The organism is Paenibacillus sp. FSL R7-0210 (assembly GCF_038009085.1).
Classification (GTDB): Bacteria; Bacillota; Bacilli; order Paenibacillales; family Paenibacillaceae; genus Paenibacillus_AQ; species Paenibacillus_AQ silagei.
In genome coordinates this window covers 5,870,050-5,885,064 of the sequence record NZ_JBBPAR010000001.1, presented here as the reverse complement: position 1 = coordinate 5,885,064, position 15,015 = coordinate 5,870,050, and the positions used below count along the sequence as shown (strand labels likewise).

The 15,015-nt window shown below is 56.5% G+C and carries 12 protein-coding genes; 9 read left to right on the top strand and 3 right to left on the bottom strand.

The genetic code is table 11. From position 1 onward, the window contains the following. Window positions 1-50: 50 nt before the first annotated feature. The 3 genes from MKY64_RS24850 to MKY64_RS24840 all read left to right on the top strand — a co-directional run bounded on the left by MKY64_RS24850 (window position 51) and on the right by MKY64_RS24840 (window position 2,503). On the top strand, window positions 51-1,325 hold the full coding sequence (locus MKY64_RS24850; RefSeq protein ID WP_340956433.1) for an MFS transporter: 1,275 nt from the start codon (window positions 51-53) through the stop codon (window positions 1,323-1,325). Between the two features lie 25 nt (window positions 1,326-1,350). Continuing rightward, complete coding sequence (locus MKY64_RS24845) at window positions 1,351-2,013, top strand: oxidoreductase (protein WP_340956431.1); 663 nt, start codon at window positions 1,351-1,353, stop codon at window positions 2,011-2,013. A 109-nt stretch (window positions 2,014-2,122) separates the two neighbouring features. Beyond that, window positions 2,123-2,503, top strand: coding sequence for a RidA family protein (locus MKY64_RS24840; RefSeq protein ID WP_036722134.1), 381 nt, complete (start codon window positions 2,123-2,125; stop codon window positions 2,501-2,503). A 96-nt stretch (window positions 2,504-2,599) separates the two neighbouring features. Here MKY64_RS24840 and MKY64_RS24835 read toward each other — a convergent pair whose 3' ends face one another. Continuing rightward, entirely contained in the window at window positions 2,600-3,364 is a 765-nt protein-coding gene (locus tag MKY64_RS24835; RefSeq protein WP_076085387.1) for a tryptophan-rich sensory protein, read from the bottom strand. Window positions 3,365-3,561: 197 nt separating this feature from the next. On the opposite strand from MKY64_RS24835, the gene MKY64_RS24830 reads away from it, so the two are divergent. The 3 genes from MKY64_RS24830 (at window position 3,562) to MKY64_RS24820 (ending at window position 10,315) form a co-directional block, all read left to right on the top strand. After that, the gene (locus tag MKY64_RS24830) at window positions 3,562-6,012 is read left to right on the top strand and encodes a glycoside hydrolase family 31 protein (protein ID WP_340956430.1); all 2,451 of its coding nucleotides are present in this window, start codon (window positions 3,562-3,564) and stop codon (window positions 6,010-6,012) included. A gap of 379 nt (window positions 6,013-6,391) precedes the next feature. Then, window positions 6,392-9,481 (top strand): DEAD/DEAH box helicase, encoded by a 3,090-nt coding sequence (locus MKY64_RS24825; protein ID WP_339253246.1) that lies wholly within the window; start codon window positions 6,392-6,394, stop codon window positions 9,479-9,481. 39 nt (window positions 9,482-9,520) lie between these two features. After that, window positions 9,521-10,315 (top strand): hypothetical protein, encoded by a 795-nt coding sequence (locus MKY64_RS24820; RefSeq protein ID WP_340956428.1) that lies wholly within the window; start codon window positions 9,521-9,523, stop codon window positions 10,313-10,315. 640 nt (window positions 10,316-10,955) lie between these two features. Here the strand turns inward: MKY64_RS24820 and MKY64_RS24815 are convergent. Continuing rightward, window positions 10,956-11,618, bottom strand: a complete 663-nt coding sequence (locus MKY64_RS24815; RefSeq protein WP_051477780.1) for a GTP pyrophosphokinase — start codon at window positions 11,616-11,618, stop codon at window positions 10,956-10,958. A 284-nt stretch (window positions 11,619-11,902) separates the two neighbouring features. Beyond that, the gene (locus MKY64_RS24810; protein ID WP_036722142.1) at window positions 11,903-12,277 is read right to left on the bottom strand and encodes a hypothetical protein; all 375 of its coding nucleotides are present in this window, start codon (window positions 12,275-12,277) and stop codon (window positions 11,903-11,905) included. A 278-nt stretch (window positions 12,278-12,555) separates the two neighbouring features. Between MKY64_RS24810 and MKY64_RS24805 the strand changes: the two genes are divergently transcribed. The 3 genes from MKY64_RS24805 to MKY64_RS24795 are packed head-to-tail and all read left to right on the top strand — an operon-like array spanning window position 12,556 to window position 14,596. After that, a complete protein-coding gene (locus MKY64_RS24805; protein WP_340956426.1) occupies window positions 12,556-13,386 on the top strand; it encodes a zinc ribbon domain-containing protein in 831 nt (276 codons plus the stop codon). A gap of 36 nt (window positions 13,387-13,422) precedes the next feature. Next, complete coding sequence (locus MKY64_RS24800; protein ID WP_036722147.1) at window positions 13,423-14,241, top strand: TrmB family transcriptional regulator; 819 nt, start codon at window positions 13,423-13,425, stop codon at window positions 14,239-14,241. A 49-nt stretch (window positions 14,242-14,290) separates the two neighbouring features. Next, entirely contained in the window at window positions 14,291-14,596 is a 306-nt protein-coding gene (locus MKY64_RS24795) for a hypothetical protein (RefSeq protein ID WP_340956425.1), read from the top strand. The last annotated feature ends 419 nt before the right edge of the window (window positions 14,597-15,015 follow it).

The window sequence follows — 15,015 nt, the reverse complement described above, 5'->3', positions numbered from 1 at the left end:
GTGCTGAGTAGAATGAAGCAAAAGCCGCATCAAAGGAGAGTCAACACCCCATGAACATCATGAGAAGCCGGCCGCTGCGGAACCGTTCCAAGGATTTGCGCAAGGCCTCCGTACACCGCAAGAATCTGCAGATCGCTACCTTTGAGGGGATACCATCCACGATATTCCAGGTGCTGCTGCAAGGCCAATTTCTTACAGGATTTTTGTTATACCTGGGTGCCAGCTCCAGTCAGATCGGATTTGTCCTCGCGCTTACTACGCTGGTGAACGTCGCACAGATCGGTGTGGCTTTCCTGATTCAGAGGCTGCCGAGCCGCAAGTGGGCGCTCGTGACTTTTATTGGCTTACACCGGCTGTTGTGGGGATCTACGGGCCTGGTTCCGTTTATTTTTCCGCAAGAGCACTGGGTTACTGCCTTCATCGTACTATATACCATTGCCTTTATTGCCAACACTGCCGGCGGTGTGCTCTGGAATTCGATCATCAGTGACCTGGTGCCTGCAAGGGTCCGGGGCCGGTATTTCGGTATTCGCAATACGTTCCTTAATGCGCTGGGAAGCCTGGTGATGTACGGAGGCGGTATTATTCTTGACCGTTATCCGGGCGGACATGGATTCCTTATCCTGTATATTGTAGTGTGGATTTTCTCGATCTCGAATATTGTGGTGTTCTTCTTCTACCCGGATGTGCCGTTTGAGAAATCGGAAGAGAAGGACTTCCTGCCGATGCTCAGGAAGCCGCTTCAGGACAAGATGTTCATGAAATCCACGCTGTTCCTGTCTGCTTGGCTGCTGCTGCAGAACCTGACCGTGCCGCTGTATTCCTATGTCATGCTGCAGCTGCTGAATATCAATTATGAGAAGCTGTCCCTGCTGAATGTCGCGCAGACGGTCTTCATGATGGCCAGCTTCTATGTATGGGGCAATCTGAACGCCAGGCACAGCAACAAGAAGCTGCTGCTGTGGACGCTGCCGATTATCGCGGTCTCTTCCCTGATCTGGGGACTCTTGTCTGTGCTGCCGATGCTTCCGGTATTATTTGCGGCCCATATTGTGTTCGGCGTGGGTGTGGGAGGCTTCAACCAGCTCGCCTTCAACTTCATTATTGGCGATACGCCGAAGCGCGAACGGCCGATGTATATGGCGATGTATGCGGCGCTTACCGGTCTGGCGGCCTTCTTCGGCCCGCTGCTGGGCGGCCGTATCTATGAATGGATTAAGGAATGGCCCCAGTGGATGCAGATCTACGGCATGCAGTTAGTGGTAGGCGTGCTGATGATTCTGCTGGCACTGCTGCTGGGCCGCCGTATTCTGCGGGATGAATAAGGAGGAATAGAAGGAGGCTATTTCGGTGACAAGAATTGCACTGGTACTGGGAGCTACAGGGCTAGTCGGCAGTGCGCTGACCCGGGACCTGCTGGGCGGGAATTGGGACGAGGTCCGTGTACTGGTCCGCCGTCCTCTTGCCCTTGAGCATCCCAAGCTGAGACAGATTCAAGTGGATTGGGACCGGCTTGAGCAATACAACGAGCAATTCGCCGGTGTATATGCAGTATTCTGCTGCCTGGGAACGACGATTAAGCAGGCGGGCTCGCAGGAGCAGTTCGAACGGGTGGACCTGGAATATCCGCTTGCGGCTGCGGCCCTGGCCAAAGAGCATAATGTGAAGCAGTTCCTGGCCGTGTCCTCTATGGGAGCCAGCGCCAAATCGCGCACCTTCTATAGCCGGATCAAGGGGCGGACGGAGGAGGGCCTGATTGCTGCCGGATTCCACGGCCTGCATCTGTTCCGGCCTTCTCTGCTCCTTGGGGACCGGGCAGAATTCAGGCTGGGTGAACGCGCCGCAGCTGTGGTTATGAAGGCGCTGGATTTCGCGATGGTCGGCAAGGCTGCGAAGTTCCGGGCCATTCCGGCTGCAACGGTAGCGCGGGCGATGATGAACATTGCCCTGGCCGATACAGGCGGCGTTCATATCTACACCAATGAGGTTATTCATGTGATTGGCAAGCATTAGCTGGGCAGCAGGGTTTGCAAACCGCAGACCCCAGGACTTACAATAAACATACGATTAGAATGTACATAGCGGTCTACAGGCCGCGTACAGCATGCAGGAGGCGTTCACTATGACCAAAAAACAAGTAGCTACAAAGAAAGCTCCAGGAGCGATCGGCCCTTACAGCCAGGCCATTGTTGCCGGCAACTGGGTCTACACTTCAGGCCAGCTGGGAATGGACCCTGAGACGGCGGAACTGCCGGGCAGTGTGCAGGAGCAGGCACGCCAGTCGCTTAACAATGTGAAGGCCATCCTGGAAGAGGCCGGAGCATCAATGGATCAGGTAGTGAAGACAACCGTGTATCTGAAGGATATGAATGATTTCGCGGCGGTTAACGAGGTGTACAGCACCTTCTTCACCGAGCCTTACCCGGCCCGCAGTGCCGTTGAGGTAGCCCGTCTGCCGAAGGACGCGCTGGTCGAGATCGAAGCGGTAGCACGCAAGAAATAAGCCAGACCGGATGCATCCGGTCTGTGTATAGAAACGGGAAATCCCCCGCACGTGAATCAGGCGTGCGGGGGATTTTGCGTGCATATATAAGCATATCTAGTATCTGCTGCGGGAACGGCGCGGAGTCAGCAGCAGCCAGATACTGTAGAGCAAGAGAAGGCCTGCTGCAATCAGGCCGGTGAAATACACCTCATTCGTGTCCTTATGCTCGATAGCAATGGCGATATAGGCCCAGACGAAGACGAGCGGATAGATGCTGTCCCGGTACGGGAAGCTTACCAGCACAGCGAGCACAGCACCGACGCAGAGCATGATGACGGCCCAGAACGGGCCGCTGAGTCCGAAGCCTCCCCAGTCGTTCTTCACCAGCACAACGCTGACATTGACGATGGTGGCTACCGAGATCCAGCCGAGGTAGAGGCTGAACGGCAGTTTCACGAGCCATTTCTCGCCTGTCGTGGGATCTGCGATGAAGCGGGTTTTGCGGTAAATGACGATCAGGGAGAGCAGCAGAAGCACCATCGCCACCAGCGACAGCTCAATGTACAGGTAATGCCAGAGGAGCAGCCAGCCCATATTGAAGAGACAGCTGAGCATGAACCAAATCCCGATCCGCTGGACGGAATCCCTGCCCCCGGTATCGCTGCGGAACTGATAAATAATGAATCCGGCCAGCAGCAGATAGATCAGGGACCAGATGGAAAAAGCATATCCGGCCGGTGTGAGGTACGTATGATACCTGTCCGAGATTTCGGCGGTGCTGTTCCCGCCAAGCGGCAGGACGACCGAAAGGGTATTGACGGCAATGACGCCGAGGAAGAGCAGTAAATTCCCCCACTTATAAGGATTAGTTCTAGTCATATGACCACTCCCTAACTTGTTTGATAACTACGTTTGGCCTTGGCCTATATAGAATATACCCGCTGTGGCGGCAATTAAGACTAATCCGGCAAAAAAAATGACCAATTGGTCATAAGAATCGCGGATAGTATTCCTTAGGCCCGGGGTAATATGTAGTCAAGAAGTAGATCAGCAAGCAGCGAAGGGAGAGAAGATTCATGGAGAGCAGTGAGGCGATACGCCCCGAGAAGATGGGGCCGATGGTGATGAAGGAGACCTGGAACACGCCGGGCAGCGTGGTGTCCTGGGAACGCTCCGAGAATATCTACATCGTCCGGGGGGAATGCGCCGGGATGGCTTTTATCTTCCTGAGCGATGATATGTTCCGGATGAAGGTCTTCCATAGCAAGGCACCGGACCTGACCACCTCGGAGGCTGTGCTGAAGGAGTGCTGTATTCCGCATCTGTTTCCGGTAGAGGAGACGGAGGAGCAGCTCATTTTTTCTACAGGCGCTATCCGGCTAATTATTGAGAAGGCCTCGTTTCTGCTCCGTGTGGAGAATACATCCGGGAAAGTGATCATGCAGCAGAATCTGGCGAGCTGGAACCCGCGCGGCGCAAGCCATGCGGAATATGATATGCAGCCGGACTCGCATTTCTACGGACTGGGTGAGAAATCGAGCTTCCTGGACAAACGCGGGGAGCGTTATACGAACTGGAACACCGATGTGTTCGCCCCTCATCTGCCGGAGATTGAAGCGCTCTATGAGTCGATACCGCTCATTATCCACATGCACGGTGACCTCTCCTACGGGCTGTTTCTGGATAATACGGGCCGGAGTGATTTTGACATGCGCTCGCACGGCGTTGCTTTTACCATTGGCTGTTCTACGGGAGCTTACGATATCTATTTCATTAATGGGCCTGAGATGAAGGATGTCGTCCGAAGATACACCACGCTCACCGGCCGGATCGCACTTCCGCCTAAGTGGGCGCTCGGTTATCACCAGTCCCGCTACAGTTACATGAATCAGCAGGAGGTGCTGCAGCTGGCCAAGACCTTCCGTGAGAAGAACATCCCATGCGATGTGATCTATCTGGATATCCACTATATGGACGAGTACCGCGTATTCACCTTCGACCCTGTCAACTTCCCTGATCCGCAGAAAATGATCTCGGAGCTTGCGGAGCTGGGTGTGCGCATTGTCCCGATTGTAGATCCCGGCGTCAAAAAAGACCCCAAATACGAGGTGTATAAGCAAGGGGTGCTGGAGAAGCATTTCTGCCGCCGCCTGGAGGGCGATATTTTCTTCGGTGAGGTGTGGCCGGGGATCAGTGCTTTTCCTGATTTCAGCGACAGCCGGACCGCCGAGTGGTGGGGAGATCTGCACAAATACTACACAGAGCTTGGCATTCAGGGCATCTGGAACGATATGAACGAGCCTGCGGTCTTCAATGAGACCAAGACGATGGATCTTGATGTGATGCATTTCAACAACGGGCGGCCGGTGACGCATGAGGAATACCATAACCTGTACGGGATGATGATGTCCAAAGCGACCTATGAAGGGCTGGCCGAGCATATGGGGGGGGAGCGTCCCTTTGTGCTGACCCGTGCCGGGTATGCGGGCATCCAGCGCTATGCAGCCGTATGGACCGGCGATAACCGCAGCTTTTGGGAGCACATGGCGATGGCGATGCCGATGGTGCTCAACATGGGGCTGTCCGGGCTGGCCTTCTCGGGGCCGGATATCGGCGGGTTCGCCCATCATACGTCCGCGCAGCTGCTGGTGCGGTGGACGCAGATGGGCGTCTTTTTCCCATACTGCCGCAATCACTCCTCCATCGGGACGCTGCGCCAGGAGCCGTGGTCATTTGGGGAAGAGGTGGAAGGAATACTGCGTGAATTCATCGGGCTGAGGTACCGCTGGATGCCGCATTTATATAATCTTTTTCATGAAGCGGAGAAGAGTGGTCTGCCTGTCATCCGTCCGCTGGTGCTCGAATATCCGCGTGATCCGCATGTCTCTAACCTGTGCGACCAGTTCCTGCTGGGTGAAAATGTGCTAATTGCCCCGGTCTACCGCCCGGATACGGATCACCGCTCCGTCTATCTGCCGGAAGGCTGCTGGCTGGATTATTGGGACGGGGAGATCCATGAAGGCGGACGGCATATTCTTGCGGCTGCACCGCTGCACATCATGCCGATGTATGTGAAGGCCGGCAGCTTCGTGGCCGAAGGCCCGCTGAGACAGTATGCGCTGGAGGACACGGAGGAGACGATCATCTTCCACCTCTACGGGGCGGAAGCGGCTGCGGGCTTCTCTTCGTCCTTCAAGCTGTATGAGGATGACGGCCACAGCTTCAGCTACCGCAAGGGGCAGTATACGGAGCTTGCCGTGCAGGCCGAAGGCGGGCAAGGTCTGCTTGCACTGAAGTGGGCGTATGCGGTGCACGATTATAAGCCGCGCCGGGAGATGCTCCGCTTCGCGCTCTGCTATCCGTTCTTCACTGTCGCTGCGGTGGAGGGACTGGCAGAGATTAGCCTGGAGCAGCTGAATGAGGGGGCACTGGGCTGGGCCCGGAACGGCAAGAACGGCGCGATCATCGTACAGGTAGCGGATGCTGCCGGGGGCGGGGAGCTGCGGATTCTGGCAGGTACGGATTAGAGGGCAGGTAGCTGTAGCCCGTAAGATTTTGGTAGTCCAGCACGAGTTGCTGCACAGGATTTCAAGACCGGCTAGCCTGGAGAGGGCGGGCCGGTTCTTTCTGCTGCAACGCTATCTGGACAGTAATCGCCTGATCTGAACAACAATCTGCTGAAAATCACAGAAAATGTGCAGAAAAGTTTTTAAATATAGGCTTTTTCGTATAAGATGAAGGGATGAAGAAAAAGTTGCAGCAGATAACGTAACAGGAAGGCTGTGCGGCTAGAGCTATTGCTGCCGGTGCAGCTTCATAATATATTTCTCGCGCAGCAGGAGGCAGTCTTCCGGATTGGAAGGGCTGCTCTTGCTGTTTGCTCACAAGAATGGAGATTAACCAACAATGATTAAGCATCTGTATGCAATATGGTTAGGGGACGTATTATTCTGCTTCTCGGGCGAAACCTCCGAGCCGAAGGTGGACGCATGGACACGCGTAATCAAACGGCTGGAGCTCCGCAGCGGCTGGCGTCCTTTTGCGGGTGCTGCACTGCGGCTGGCGGAAGTGAAGTATCCTGCGGCCGCCGCCGTGGAGGGCAAACCGGCGCGGCGCGGACTGCCCGGACGCACGCTGGAAGGGCTGGCGCTGTCGCCGAAGGATGCCTTCGAGCTGCTGCTGGCCTGGGATGAGCAGGCGAGCCGTGCCCAGGGCATTGAACCCGGGGGGGAGCTGCGCTACTGGTCGGCAGCCGCCCGCTTCGCGCTGGAGCTGATGGGCAAGGGCGGGATTGTGCCCGGCGCCCAGCCGCCGCGCAAGATCGGTTCGCGGCGGCGCGGCGGCGAACAGGCCGCTGCCGTATGCTGGTCACCGGCGTTCCGGGAAGAGGCGGATAAGGAGTTCTTCCTGCAGATGGCGGCTTCCATGCCGGTGCTTGCACTTGGCACACACGTAGCTGAGGAAGGCGACCTGTCCTCGCGGGAGGAAGCGGGCGGGTATGTGCTGTATTCCTTCCTGCAGGCGGTCATGACCGCCGAGATCAAGAATGTGGTTGCCGCCCATGAGAGCGTGCTGTCGCCGTATAAGGCTAATTACCGCCGCGGCTATTCTCCACTGACGGAGCTGTGGTGGAACAGTCTGCTCACGGGCAGCCGGGATATCCCCGTGCAGGGGACTCCGGCTGAGGTAACGGAGCTGCTGGCAGTGGTGAACGAGACGGCGGGCCATGAGGTGCCGCATTTCGAGACTGAGGAGGCCCGCAGCGGACAGCTAAGCCTGGGCCTGCGGCTGGAGCCTCCGGCGGAGGAGAGCGAGCTGTGGCAGCTGACCTTCTGGGCGGAGAGCCGGGAGGAGGGGGAATTCTGGATTCCGGCGGAAGCGGTGTGGAGCAGCCGGGAGCGGGAATTCACCCTATGGGGCAAGCGTTACCGCAATATTCAGCAGCAGCTTCTGGCTGCGCTGGGACGGGCGGCGAAGAGTTCGCCCGACATCCGGCGCTCGCTGGCTGAACCGGCCCCGCGCGGGATTGAGCTGCCGCCGGAGCGGCTGTATTTCTTCCTGAAGGAGAGCGTGCAGCAGCTGCGGGAACGGGGAATTACCGTGCAGATGCCTTCGCGCTGGAGCCGGGAGGGACGGCGGCGGATCGGCATGAGAATGAAGATGCAGCCCCCGGCGGGTGCAGCGGATGGCCCGGTGCAGTCTGCGCTGGGCATGGAAGAGCTGATCTCTTTCCGTATTGAAGCCTCTCTGGGAGATTCAGACATCACAGAGGAGGAACTGAATGCCCTGGTGGAAGCAGGCGTGCCATTTGTGCGCTTCCGGGGAGAATGGATTGAAGTGGACCCGAAGGAAGTCCGTCAGGTCCTGAGATATATTAAGCGTGGTGAGAGCGGAGAGATGACCGCAGCCGACTGGATGCGCCTGGAGGCTGAAGATGGTGAAGAGCGGCTGTGGAAGGGCATGTCGGTTACCGGCATGGAGACCTCTGGCCTGCTGGCCTCCCTCATGCACGGCGATGTGCTGCGCGGGATGCCGCTGCGTCCGGTGCCGGAGGATCTGAACGGAACGCTGCGGCCATATCAGGAGCGGGGTTATCAGTGGCTTACGGCACTCAGCAATCTCGGCTTCGGCGTCTGCCTGGCTGATGACATGGGCCTCGGCAAAACCGTGCAGGTCATCACCTGCCTGCTCGACCGGGCGCTGAATGCCCCGCCGGGCGAGAAGCAGGAGCCTGTGCTGATCCTCTGCCCGACCTCGCTGCTGGGCAACTGGCAGCGGGAATTGCAGCGCTTCGCCCCTTCCCTTAGCTTGCATATTCACCATGGAGGGCGGCGGGTGCGCGGCGAAGGATTCAGGGAACTGGCGGCCAGCCATGAGATTGTGCTAACTACCTACCATCTGGCAGGCCGGGACAGCGAGGATCTGGCCGGGGTACGCTGGTCCACGGTTGTGCTGGATGAAGCGCAATACATCAAGAATCACCGCACCAAGCAGGCGCAGAGCGTCATGAAGCTGAGCGCGCCGCACCGGATCGCAATGACCGGGACTCCGGTGGAGAACCGGCTGGGCGAGCTGTGGTCGATTTTTCATTTTCTCAACCCAGGTTATCTGGGGACGTATCATTCCTTCCGCCAGCGTTATGTGTCGGGAGAGGGCGGCGAACGGCTGCGTGAGCTGCACCGGCTGGTCTCGCCCTTCCTGCTGCGGCGTCTCAAGAGTGACCCGGATATCTCGAAGGATCTGCCGGAGAAGCTTGAGCTGAAGTCCTATTGTCCGCTTACGGAGACCCAGGCCGCGCTGTATCAGGGGGTTGTGGATGAGATGCTAGGCGTCATCGGCGAGCGTTCGGGCATGGCCCGGCGGGGGCTGGTGCTGTCTTCCCTGACCAAGCTGAAGCAGATCTGCGATCATCCCCAGCTGTTCCGCAAGGACGAGGGGCGGAGCCTGCGAAGTGAGCCTTCGGGCAAAATGGACGTCATGTTCGAGTTGCTCGACAGCATCTCTGAGCTTGGCGAATCGGCGCTGATCTTCACCCAGTATGTGGCGATGGGCGAACTGCTGGTCAGCCGGCTGGCCAGACGATACGGGCAGACGCCGCTGTTCCTGCATGGCGGCATCTCGAAGCGTGAGCGCGACGAGATGGTGCATGCTTTTCAAGAGGGGGACGGTCCGGCCTTCTTCGTTCTGTCGCTTAAGGCGGGAGGCGTAGGCCTCAATCTGACACGGGCGAATCATGTGCTGCACTATGACCGCTGGTGGAACCCGGCTGTAGAGAATCAGGCGACGGACCGCGCCTTCCGGATTGGACAACATAAGAATGTACAGGTGCATAAGCTGATCTGCCAGGGAACGCTGGAGGAGCGGATCGACGAGCTGATTGAACGCAAAAAAAGCCTGTCAGAGCAGGTCGTCGGCTCCGGTGAGAACTGGTTAACCGAGATGTCCAACCATGAGCTCAAAGAGCTGATTGAACTCCAGGGACAGGACTGGATGTAAACAGGGCAATACATTGTAAGGCAGAAGGAGGCAACATCTATGAATGAGCTGCTGGAGCTGCGGCTGGAGGTGCTGCCCGGGGTCATTAAGGCCACCGGGAGTGTGGGGCCTGCTGCTGAAGGAGCAGACAGACGCAGCAGCAAAGCCGGAGCAGAGATAGAGAAGCGAGGGGAACAGGGCCAGCGGGCGGTTGTTACTCTGCGTATTCCGCAGTGGACACCCGCCAGGAAGAATGAAGTGCTGCATCAGCTCGCTGCGCATCCGGGCGAATTGTATGATCTGCTGCAGGGTAGCCTGAATGGCGGGCTTGCTGCACTGGAGCTGCTGCCTGTAGATGACGAGCTGAGGCTGGCTGCAGAGGAACAGGGCACGGGTCTGTTGCCTGTTGATGAGCTGGTGCAGCGGGTCCGGCAGCAGCTGACCCAGGAGCCGCTGCTTGCATTCGCCCTGCGCGGACTGTCCAAGGAAGAGCTGCTCTCCGGCGTATTCGCCTTGTGGGCGGAGCAGGAGAACGAGCGGAGCACTGAAGAAGACGCGCCTGCGTCTGTGTCGCTCGCGTCCGAGCTGGCCCGGCTGGAGCGTAAGGGGCCGGCCGTATCCTCTGGAGAGTGGCTGGCTGAGGCAGCGGCTGAAGGCTCTCTGCACCAGCCGGGGCCGCTGTTTCACGAGATCTCCTCACGTCCGTTTCCGGCTATACCTGAGGTAATGGAGCCAGAGGAGGATTGGAGCGCACTCCTGCCACAGACACCCAAGGCGCGTGAAGGGCTTGCGCTGCTGATGCGCCGGGTCTCGGAAGCTGCTGCGAAGCGCGCGGCGGGCTTGAATAAGCTATAGCTGCGCGGGGTTCGTGAGATGGGGCTTGAGTAAACTGGAGGAGCACGGATAGGTGTGATGGGAATGAATGAGCTATAGCTGGTCGGGTTCGTGAGATGGGGCTTGAATAAGCTGTAGGAGCATGGATAGGTGTGATGGGAATGAATGAGCTATAGCTGATCGGGTTCGTGAGATGGGGCTTGAATAAGCTGTAGGAGCAAATGAGCTATTGTTTGTGCGGCGACTGAAACTGCTCTTTAAGTAATATTGAGGGTAAACTAGGCCAACTGGTGGAATTGAATCGGATGCCGGGACACGAACGTAAGAGTTGTTCTACCAAGTAACATTAGTTTTGAGCGCAGTGCGCCGGGTAGGTTGCGAGGTGGCTGCACGGGAATAAAGTAGATAAATCCCTCTGGATCGGCTAGAAGTCGGCGTGCGGACATTTTGCTACTATTCAGCAGGCGGGAATGAGGAGCAGAAGAAGTGGCAGAAGAGCACCTCACTTCCGTCCTGATCGCCAGAAAGAAGTGAGCAAAACAAAAGAGGAGCACACAAGTGCCCCTCTAGTAGCCGGATAACGACCTGGCTGCAGCCATTTTACCCTAAGATTATGTCTGCTTGGTTATGTTATTCACTTATACTACGGCAACAAGCGCAATTAAGACTCGTTGCCGCCGCTGCCTTCTGACAGCTCCAGGATCTCCCGGCGCAGGCGGAGCATCTTCTGGTCCAGCTCATCGGCAGCACGAGCGGCTTCCTTCAGCTCCTCGGCCACATGGGAGGGCAGCTGTTTGTCGAATTTATAGTAGAGAATATGCTCCATGCTGGCCCAGAAATCCATGGCTAACGTACGCAGCTGCATTTCTGCCTTCACCCAGCGGGTGCCATCAAGCAGTACCAGCGGTATAGCCACGATAAGGTGCAGGCTCTGGTAGCCGTTCGGCTTCGGGTGGGCAATATAATCCTTAATCTCAAGCACACGGATATCCTCGCGGGCGCACAGGTGGTCCACCAGCCGGTAGATATCCTTCACGAAGGCGCAGACAATCCGCATCCCCGCAATATCATGGATGTGCTGTTCCATATTATCCAGGTTAAGCTCATAGCCCTTACGCTGCATTTTTTGCACAATGCTCTTCGGTTCTTTGATCCGGCACTTCACATGCTCAATCGGGCTGAAGCCGTCACGCACCTGCCACTCGGTCCGGATGATATCGATTTTATTCTCAAGCTCATTCAGAGCATGACGGTACAGCGCCGGCAAAGCCTTGAAATTCTCAACCTGCTTGGCAAAATCCTCGTTAATCTGCCACTTCTGCATATCCTTCACATGGACCTGTAACTTGTTCAATGTTACTTGTGTACTATCATATTCTTCCACTGAAACTCTCCCGGTTTTCGTTATTTGTGACTGTAGACCATGAATGGATGACTACGGCAATCTTATACAGCGCTAGCTGCGGTTCTGATTCTATTTTAACCGATGTACAGCCCCGGAAGCAAAATAAAACCGTAACCCTGACCCAAGAGAAACATTCTTCCCTCCGGCGCGTATTAGCTCAGTATAGGCTTTAGGCCGTCCTTATGGTGCAGCTCCGTTCATTCTTATTTGTTGGTGGGAGAGCCTGTGCCGTAGCCTTCATCCTGATAGCCTGTATTCTCCAGCTTCTGCAGGACGTTCAAGCCTTCGATCTGAAGGCGGGTCTCGTCAGTGCCATGGTCGTGCAGATACTGGAACAGGCGGATGGTGGTGTCATCGAACTGCTCTGCGGCATCATCATGATCGGCTGACTTGTAGGGAACCAGAGCACGCCGGAAGGCGTAGTCATCCCCGCTGGCCAGATCGGCCAGAAGATCCTGAAGCACAGTCAACCCGTCACTGGACAGCAGAACCTCATACTCACTGGAGTCGCCTCTCTCTTCCTGAATCAGACCGTGATTCACAGAGACGAAATATCGGTTAAGGTTATCGTCAGGCACAATTCATCCCTCCATCATTCGATAATGTACGGGTACGCAGGAACGGATCCAGCAGAAGGCAATATGTATGATTGCTTCTTCCGCAGCATACTCATTCCAATAAGAACGCTAACCGCCTCTACTTGGTATTTACCACATGACGACAAATAATGAATCTGCCGTGGACTTTTGGTATGATAGAATCACGTTTCCGCTGCTGCGTGGGGCGGCAATCGGAATGTAAGGATATACGCGGCTGCGAATCAGCCTATTCTCACTCTGGAGAAGGAGGAACTACAATGAATTTACTGCAACGCATTAAAGACGGTGCCAGCCGGGTGAGTGAAAAAGCGCAAAGCTCGGTGGAAGTGAGCAAGCTGAATGGGCAGATTTCGGATATTGAGCACGAGATGCAGGTTGAATTTCTGAAAATGGGGAAGCTGTTCTACGAGGGATATCGTTCAAGGGATATGTCGGTGGCTGAAGGCCAGATGATCGAGCTTGCGCGGGGCTGTAACAAGCTGCAGGAGCAGATCGAGGACGTACGCTCAAGAATTGCCGAATTGAGAAATGAACGCTTGTGTGCCTGCGGTCAGCTCGTAGGGCTGGATGCCAATTTCTGTCCGCATTGCGGACGTAAGCTGGAAGCACGCAAGCCGGAAGATAAGGAGATTTCACTGCGTAAAGAGCCGTCTTCGGCCGCCGCCGCTACCGCAGCACCGCCTGTGGTTACCGTACATAAAGTACTGGAGCATGAAGATGAGGAAGACCAGTACTACGGTGAGGAAGAGCTGACCGAAGCGGAACGGGAGCTGGCCAGAAGACCCGAAGCACGTGTGCAGTATGCGGAGGTGTTGCCTGAACTGGAAGAAGAGGCAGAGCTGGAGGATGCGGACCGGATGGCTTCAGGTTCTGACCGGAGCCGCCGGGAGGCAGATGAACTGGAACGGGAACGGGAGCGGCAACTGGAGCTGGACCGCCGGATCAGGGACTGGAAGGCAAGTGAGCCAGCCGAAGAGCGGGTAGCCGGAGACGCGGATACACGGGAGATTGTGAACTGCCAGATCTGCCGCGCCGATCTGCCGAAGGGCTCCATGTGGTGCCCGCGCTGCGGCTCGGAGCAAATATAGACAGTGTAGTACTGACAGCTTAGGGGGACAACATAGATGGAACAGTTGCTGCTGCATCTGCGCAATTTGGGTTTCACAGAGATGGAATCCAAAATTATGGTTGAGCTGGCCACCAAGGGCCAGGCTTCGGGCTACGAAGTGGCAAAGCAGCTAGGAGTATCAAGATCGAACGTATATGCGGCGCTTCAGCGCCTGACTCAGCAAGGCTACGTGCGCTGCGGAGAAGGGGAGCCGGCACGCTACAGTGTACTGGACCCGGAAGAGCTGGCCACGATGATATCCGGCCGGGTGCAGGCCTCGCTCGCCTATATGGAGAGTGAAATGCCGCGCGGAGGTCCGGTCAGCCCCTCCTTCTACAACGTGGAGGGTGACCGGAATGTCATAGGAGAGCTGGTCCGCCAGCTGAATCTTGCCGCCCAGGAGATTGTAGTGGATGTGTGGCGGGAGGAAGCCTCGCTGCTGCGCAGTGAGCTTGAGCAGGCGGAGAAGCGCGGAGTGAAGCTGCTGTGGGCTTTTGACGGCGGTGATGCTGTGCCGGCACCTTATCCGGTATGGCCGCCCCTGCCGGGGAAGCCGGAACGCAGCGGAGGCCGGAAGTTCTCCTTCGTCGTGGACCGGAGCTGGTGCATGCTCGGCATGCGTTATGAGGACGGGAGCGCCCAAGCCGTGATTACCGAGCATCCGGTGCTTGTGGAGCTGCTGCTCAAATCTTTTACACAGGAATTGGTATTGTTCGAGCTGGAGGAAGATATGGGCCCCGAACTGCAGCGACGCTACGGGGAGCGCTATAGCCGGATCTACAGCAAATATGTGCTGCATGATCAGGAGGAATCGGGGGAAGAGCCGGAGGAATAGGGCTGCAATAGTAAGTGCCCAAGTTCACTAAGCAAGGGAGGTGACAAGCATGGAGTGTATTGTACATTTTGAAGTGCAGCATGCAGAGGCCGTCAAGCCGCTGCGCGGACTGCTGTTCCTGGAAGAGGGCAAGACCCCGGGAGAGCGGGAGCTGGTGGAGATGTTCAAGGACATGAAGTTCAACGTCCGGCTGGATAACCGGGAGAAATGGATTTTCAAGCCCGTGGCTCCGGGAGAAAGTTATTCCGAGATCCGCATTACCAGCTTTGACAACGGGAAGAAAAGCAGCACGACGGAGGGTGAGCTGAAGTCGATTGTCGGCAACCTGCTGCCCCAGAAGCCAACCGGGATATAACCGGAGCAGCGTGGTTCCAGCGGTTTTTATCCAAAGATAAGAATGTATATGCTTCGCGCTATAATTATCCTTATCTTTCTCGCTGAAACGGTACCGTCCTTTAAAAGGACGGAAAACCGGTTCAGCTTGGCCAGCAGAATTACTGCTGCTAGCGGAAGATATCTTTGAGATGAAGGTCTATTCCTGCACGAAGCAGGAAACGGACCCGGCGGAAACGTGAAATATGTAACAAAGAGCAGGCCCAGGGGAATACCCGGACCTGCTCTTTGTGTTGGGAGAAATATCATTCCAACTTCTTCATTAGCCAGACCAATCTGCTCCTATCGGACCTGAGAGACCTTATCCCCTGGAAAACACCACTTTTGGTGTCTTAACGGACCGAGGAGACCTTAAGGTAGCTCAGAACGATACTTAAGAGC

Bases quoted from the DNA above. Each gene is read 5' to 3' on its own strand.
- MKY64_RS24840 (WP_036722134.1), top strand. From the start codon at position 2,123: ATGACCAAAAAACAAGTAGCTACAAAGAAAGCTCCAGGAGCGATCGGC.
- MKY64_RS24800 (WP_036722147.1), top strand. From the start codon at position 13,423: ATGGAACAGTTGCTGCTGCATCTGCGCAATTTGGGTTTCACAGAGATG.
- MKY64_RS24835 (WP_076085387.1), bottom strand. From the start codon at position 3,364: ATGACTAGAACTAATCCTTATAAGTGGGGGAATTTACTGCTCTTCCTC.
- MKY64_RS24820 (WP_340956428.1), top strand. From the start codon at position 9,521: ATGAATGAGCTGCTGGAGCTGCGGCTGGAGGTGCTGCCCGGGGTCATT.
- MKY64_RS24830 (WP_340956430.1), top strand. From the start codon at position 3,562: ATGGAGAGCAGTGAGGCGATACGCCCCGAGAAGATGGGGCCGATGGTG.
- MKY64_RS24795 (WP_340956425.1), top strand. From the start codon at position 14,291: ATGGAGTGTATTGTACATTTTGAAGTGCAGCATGCAGAGGCCGTCAAG.
- MKY64_RS24825 (WP_339253246.1), top strand. From the start codon at position 6,392: ATGATTAAGCATCTGTATGCAATATGGTTAGGGGACGTATTATTCTGC.
- MKY64_RS24850 (WP_340956433.1), top strand. From the start codon at position 51: ATGAACATCATGAGAAGCCGGCCGCTGCGGAACCGTTCCAAGGATTTG.
- MKY64_RS24805 (WP_340956426.1), top strand. From the start codon at position 12,556: ATGAATTTACTGCAACGCATTAAAGACGGTGCCAGCCGGGTGAGTGAA.
- MKY64_RS24815 (WP_051477780.1), bottom strand. From the start codon at position 11,618: ATGCAGAAGTGGCAGATTAACGAGGATTTTGCCAAGCAGGTTGAGAAT.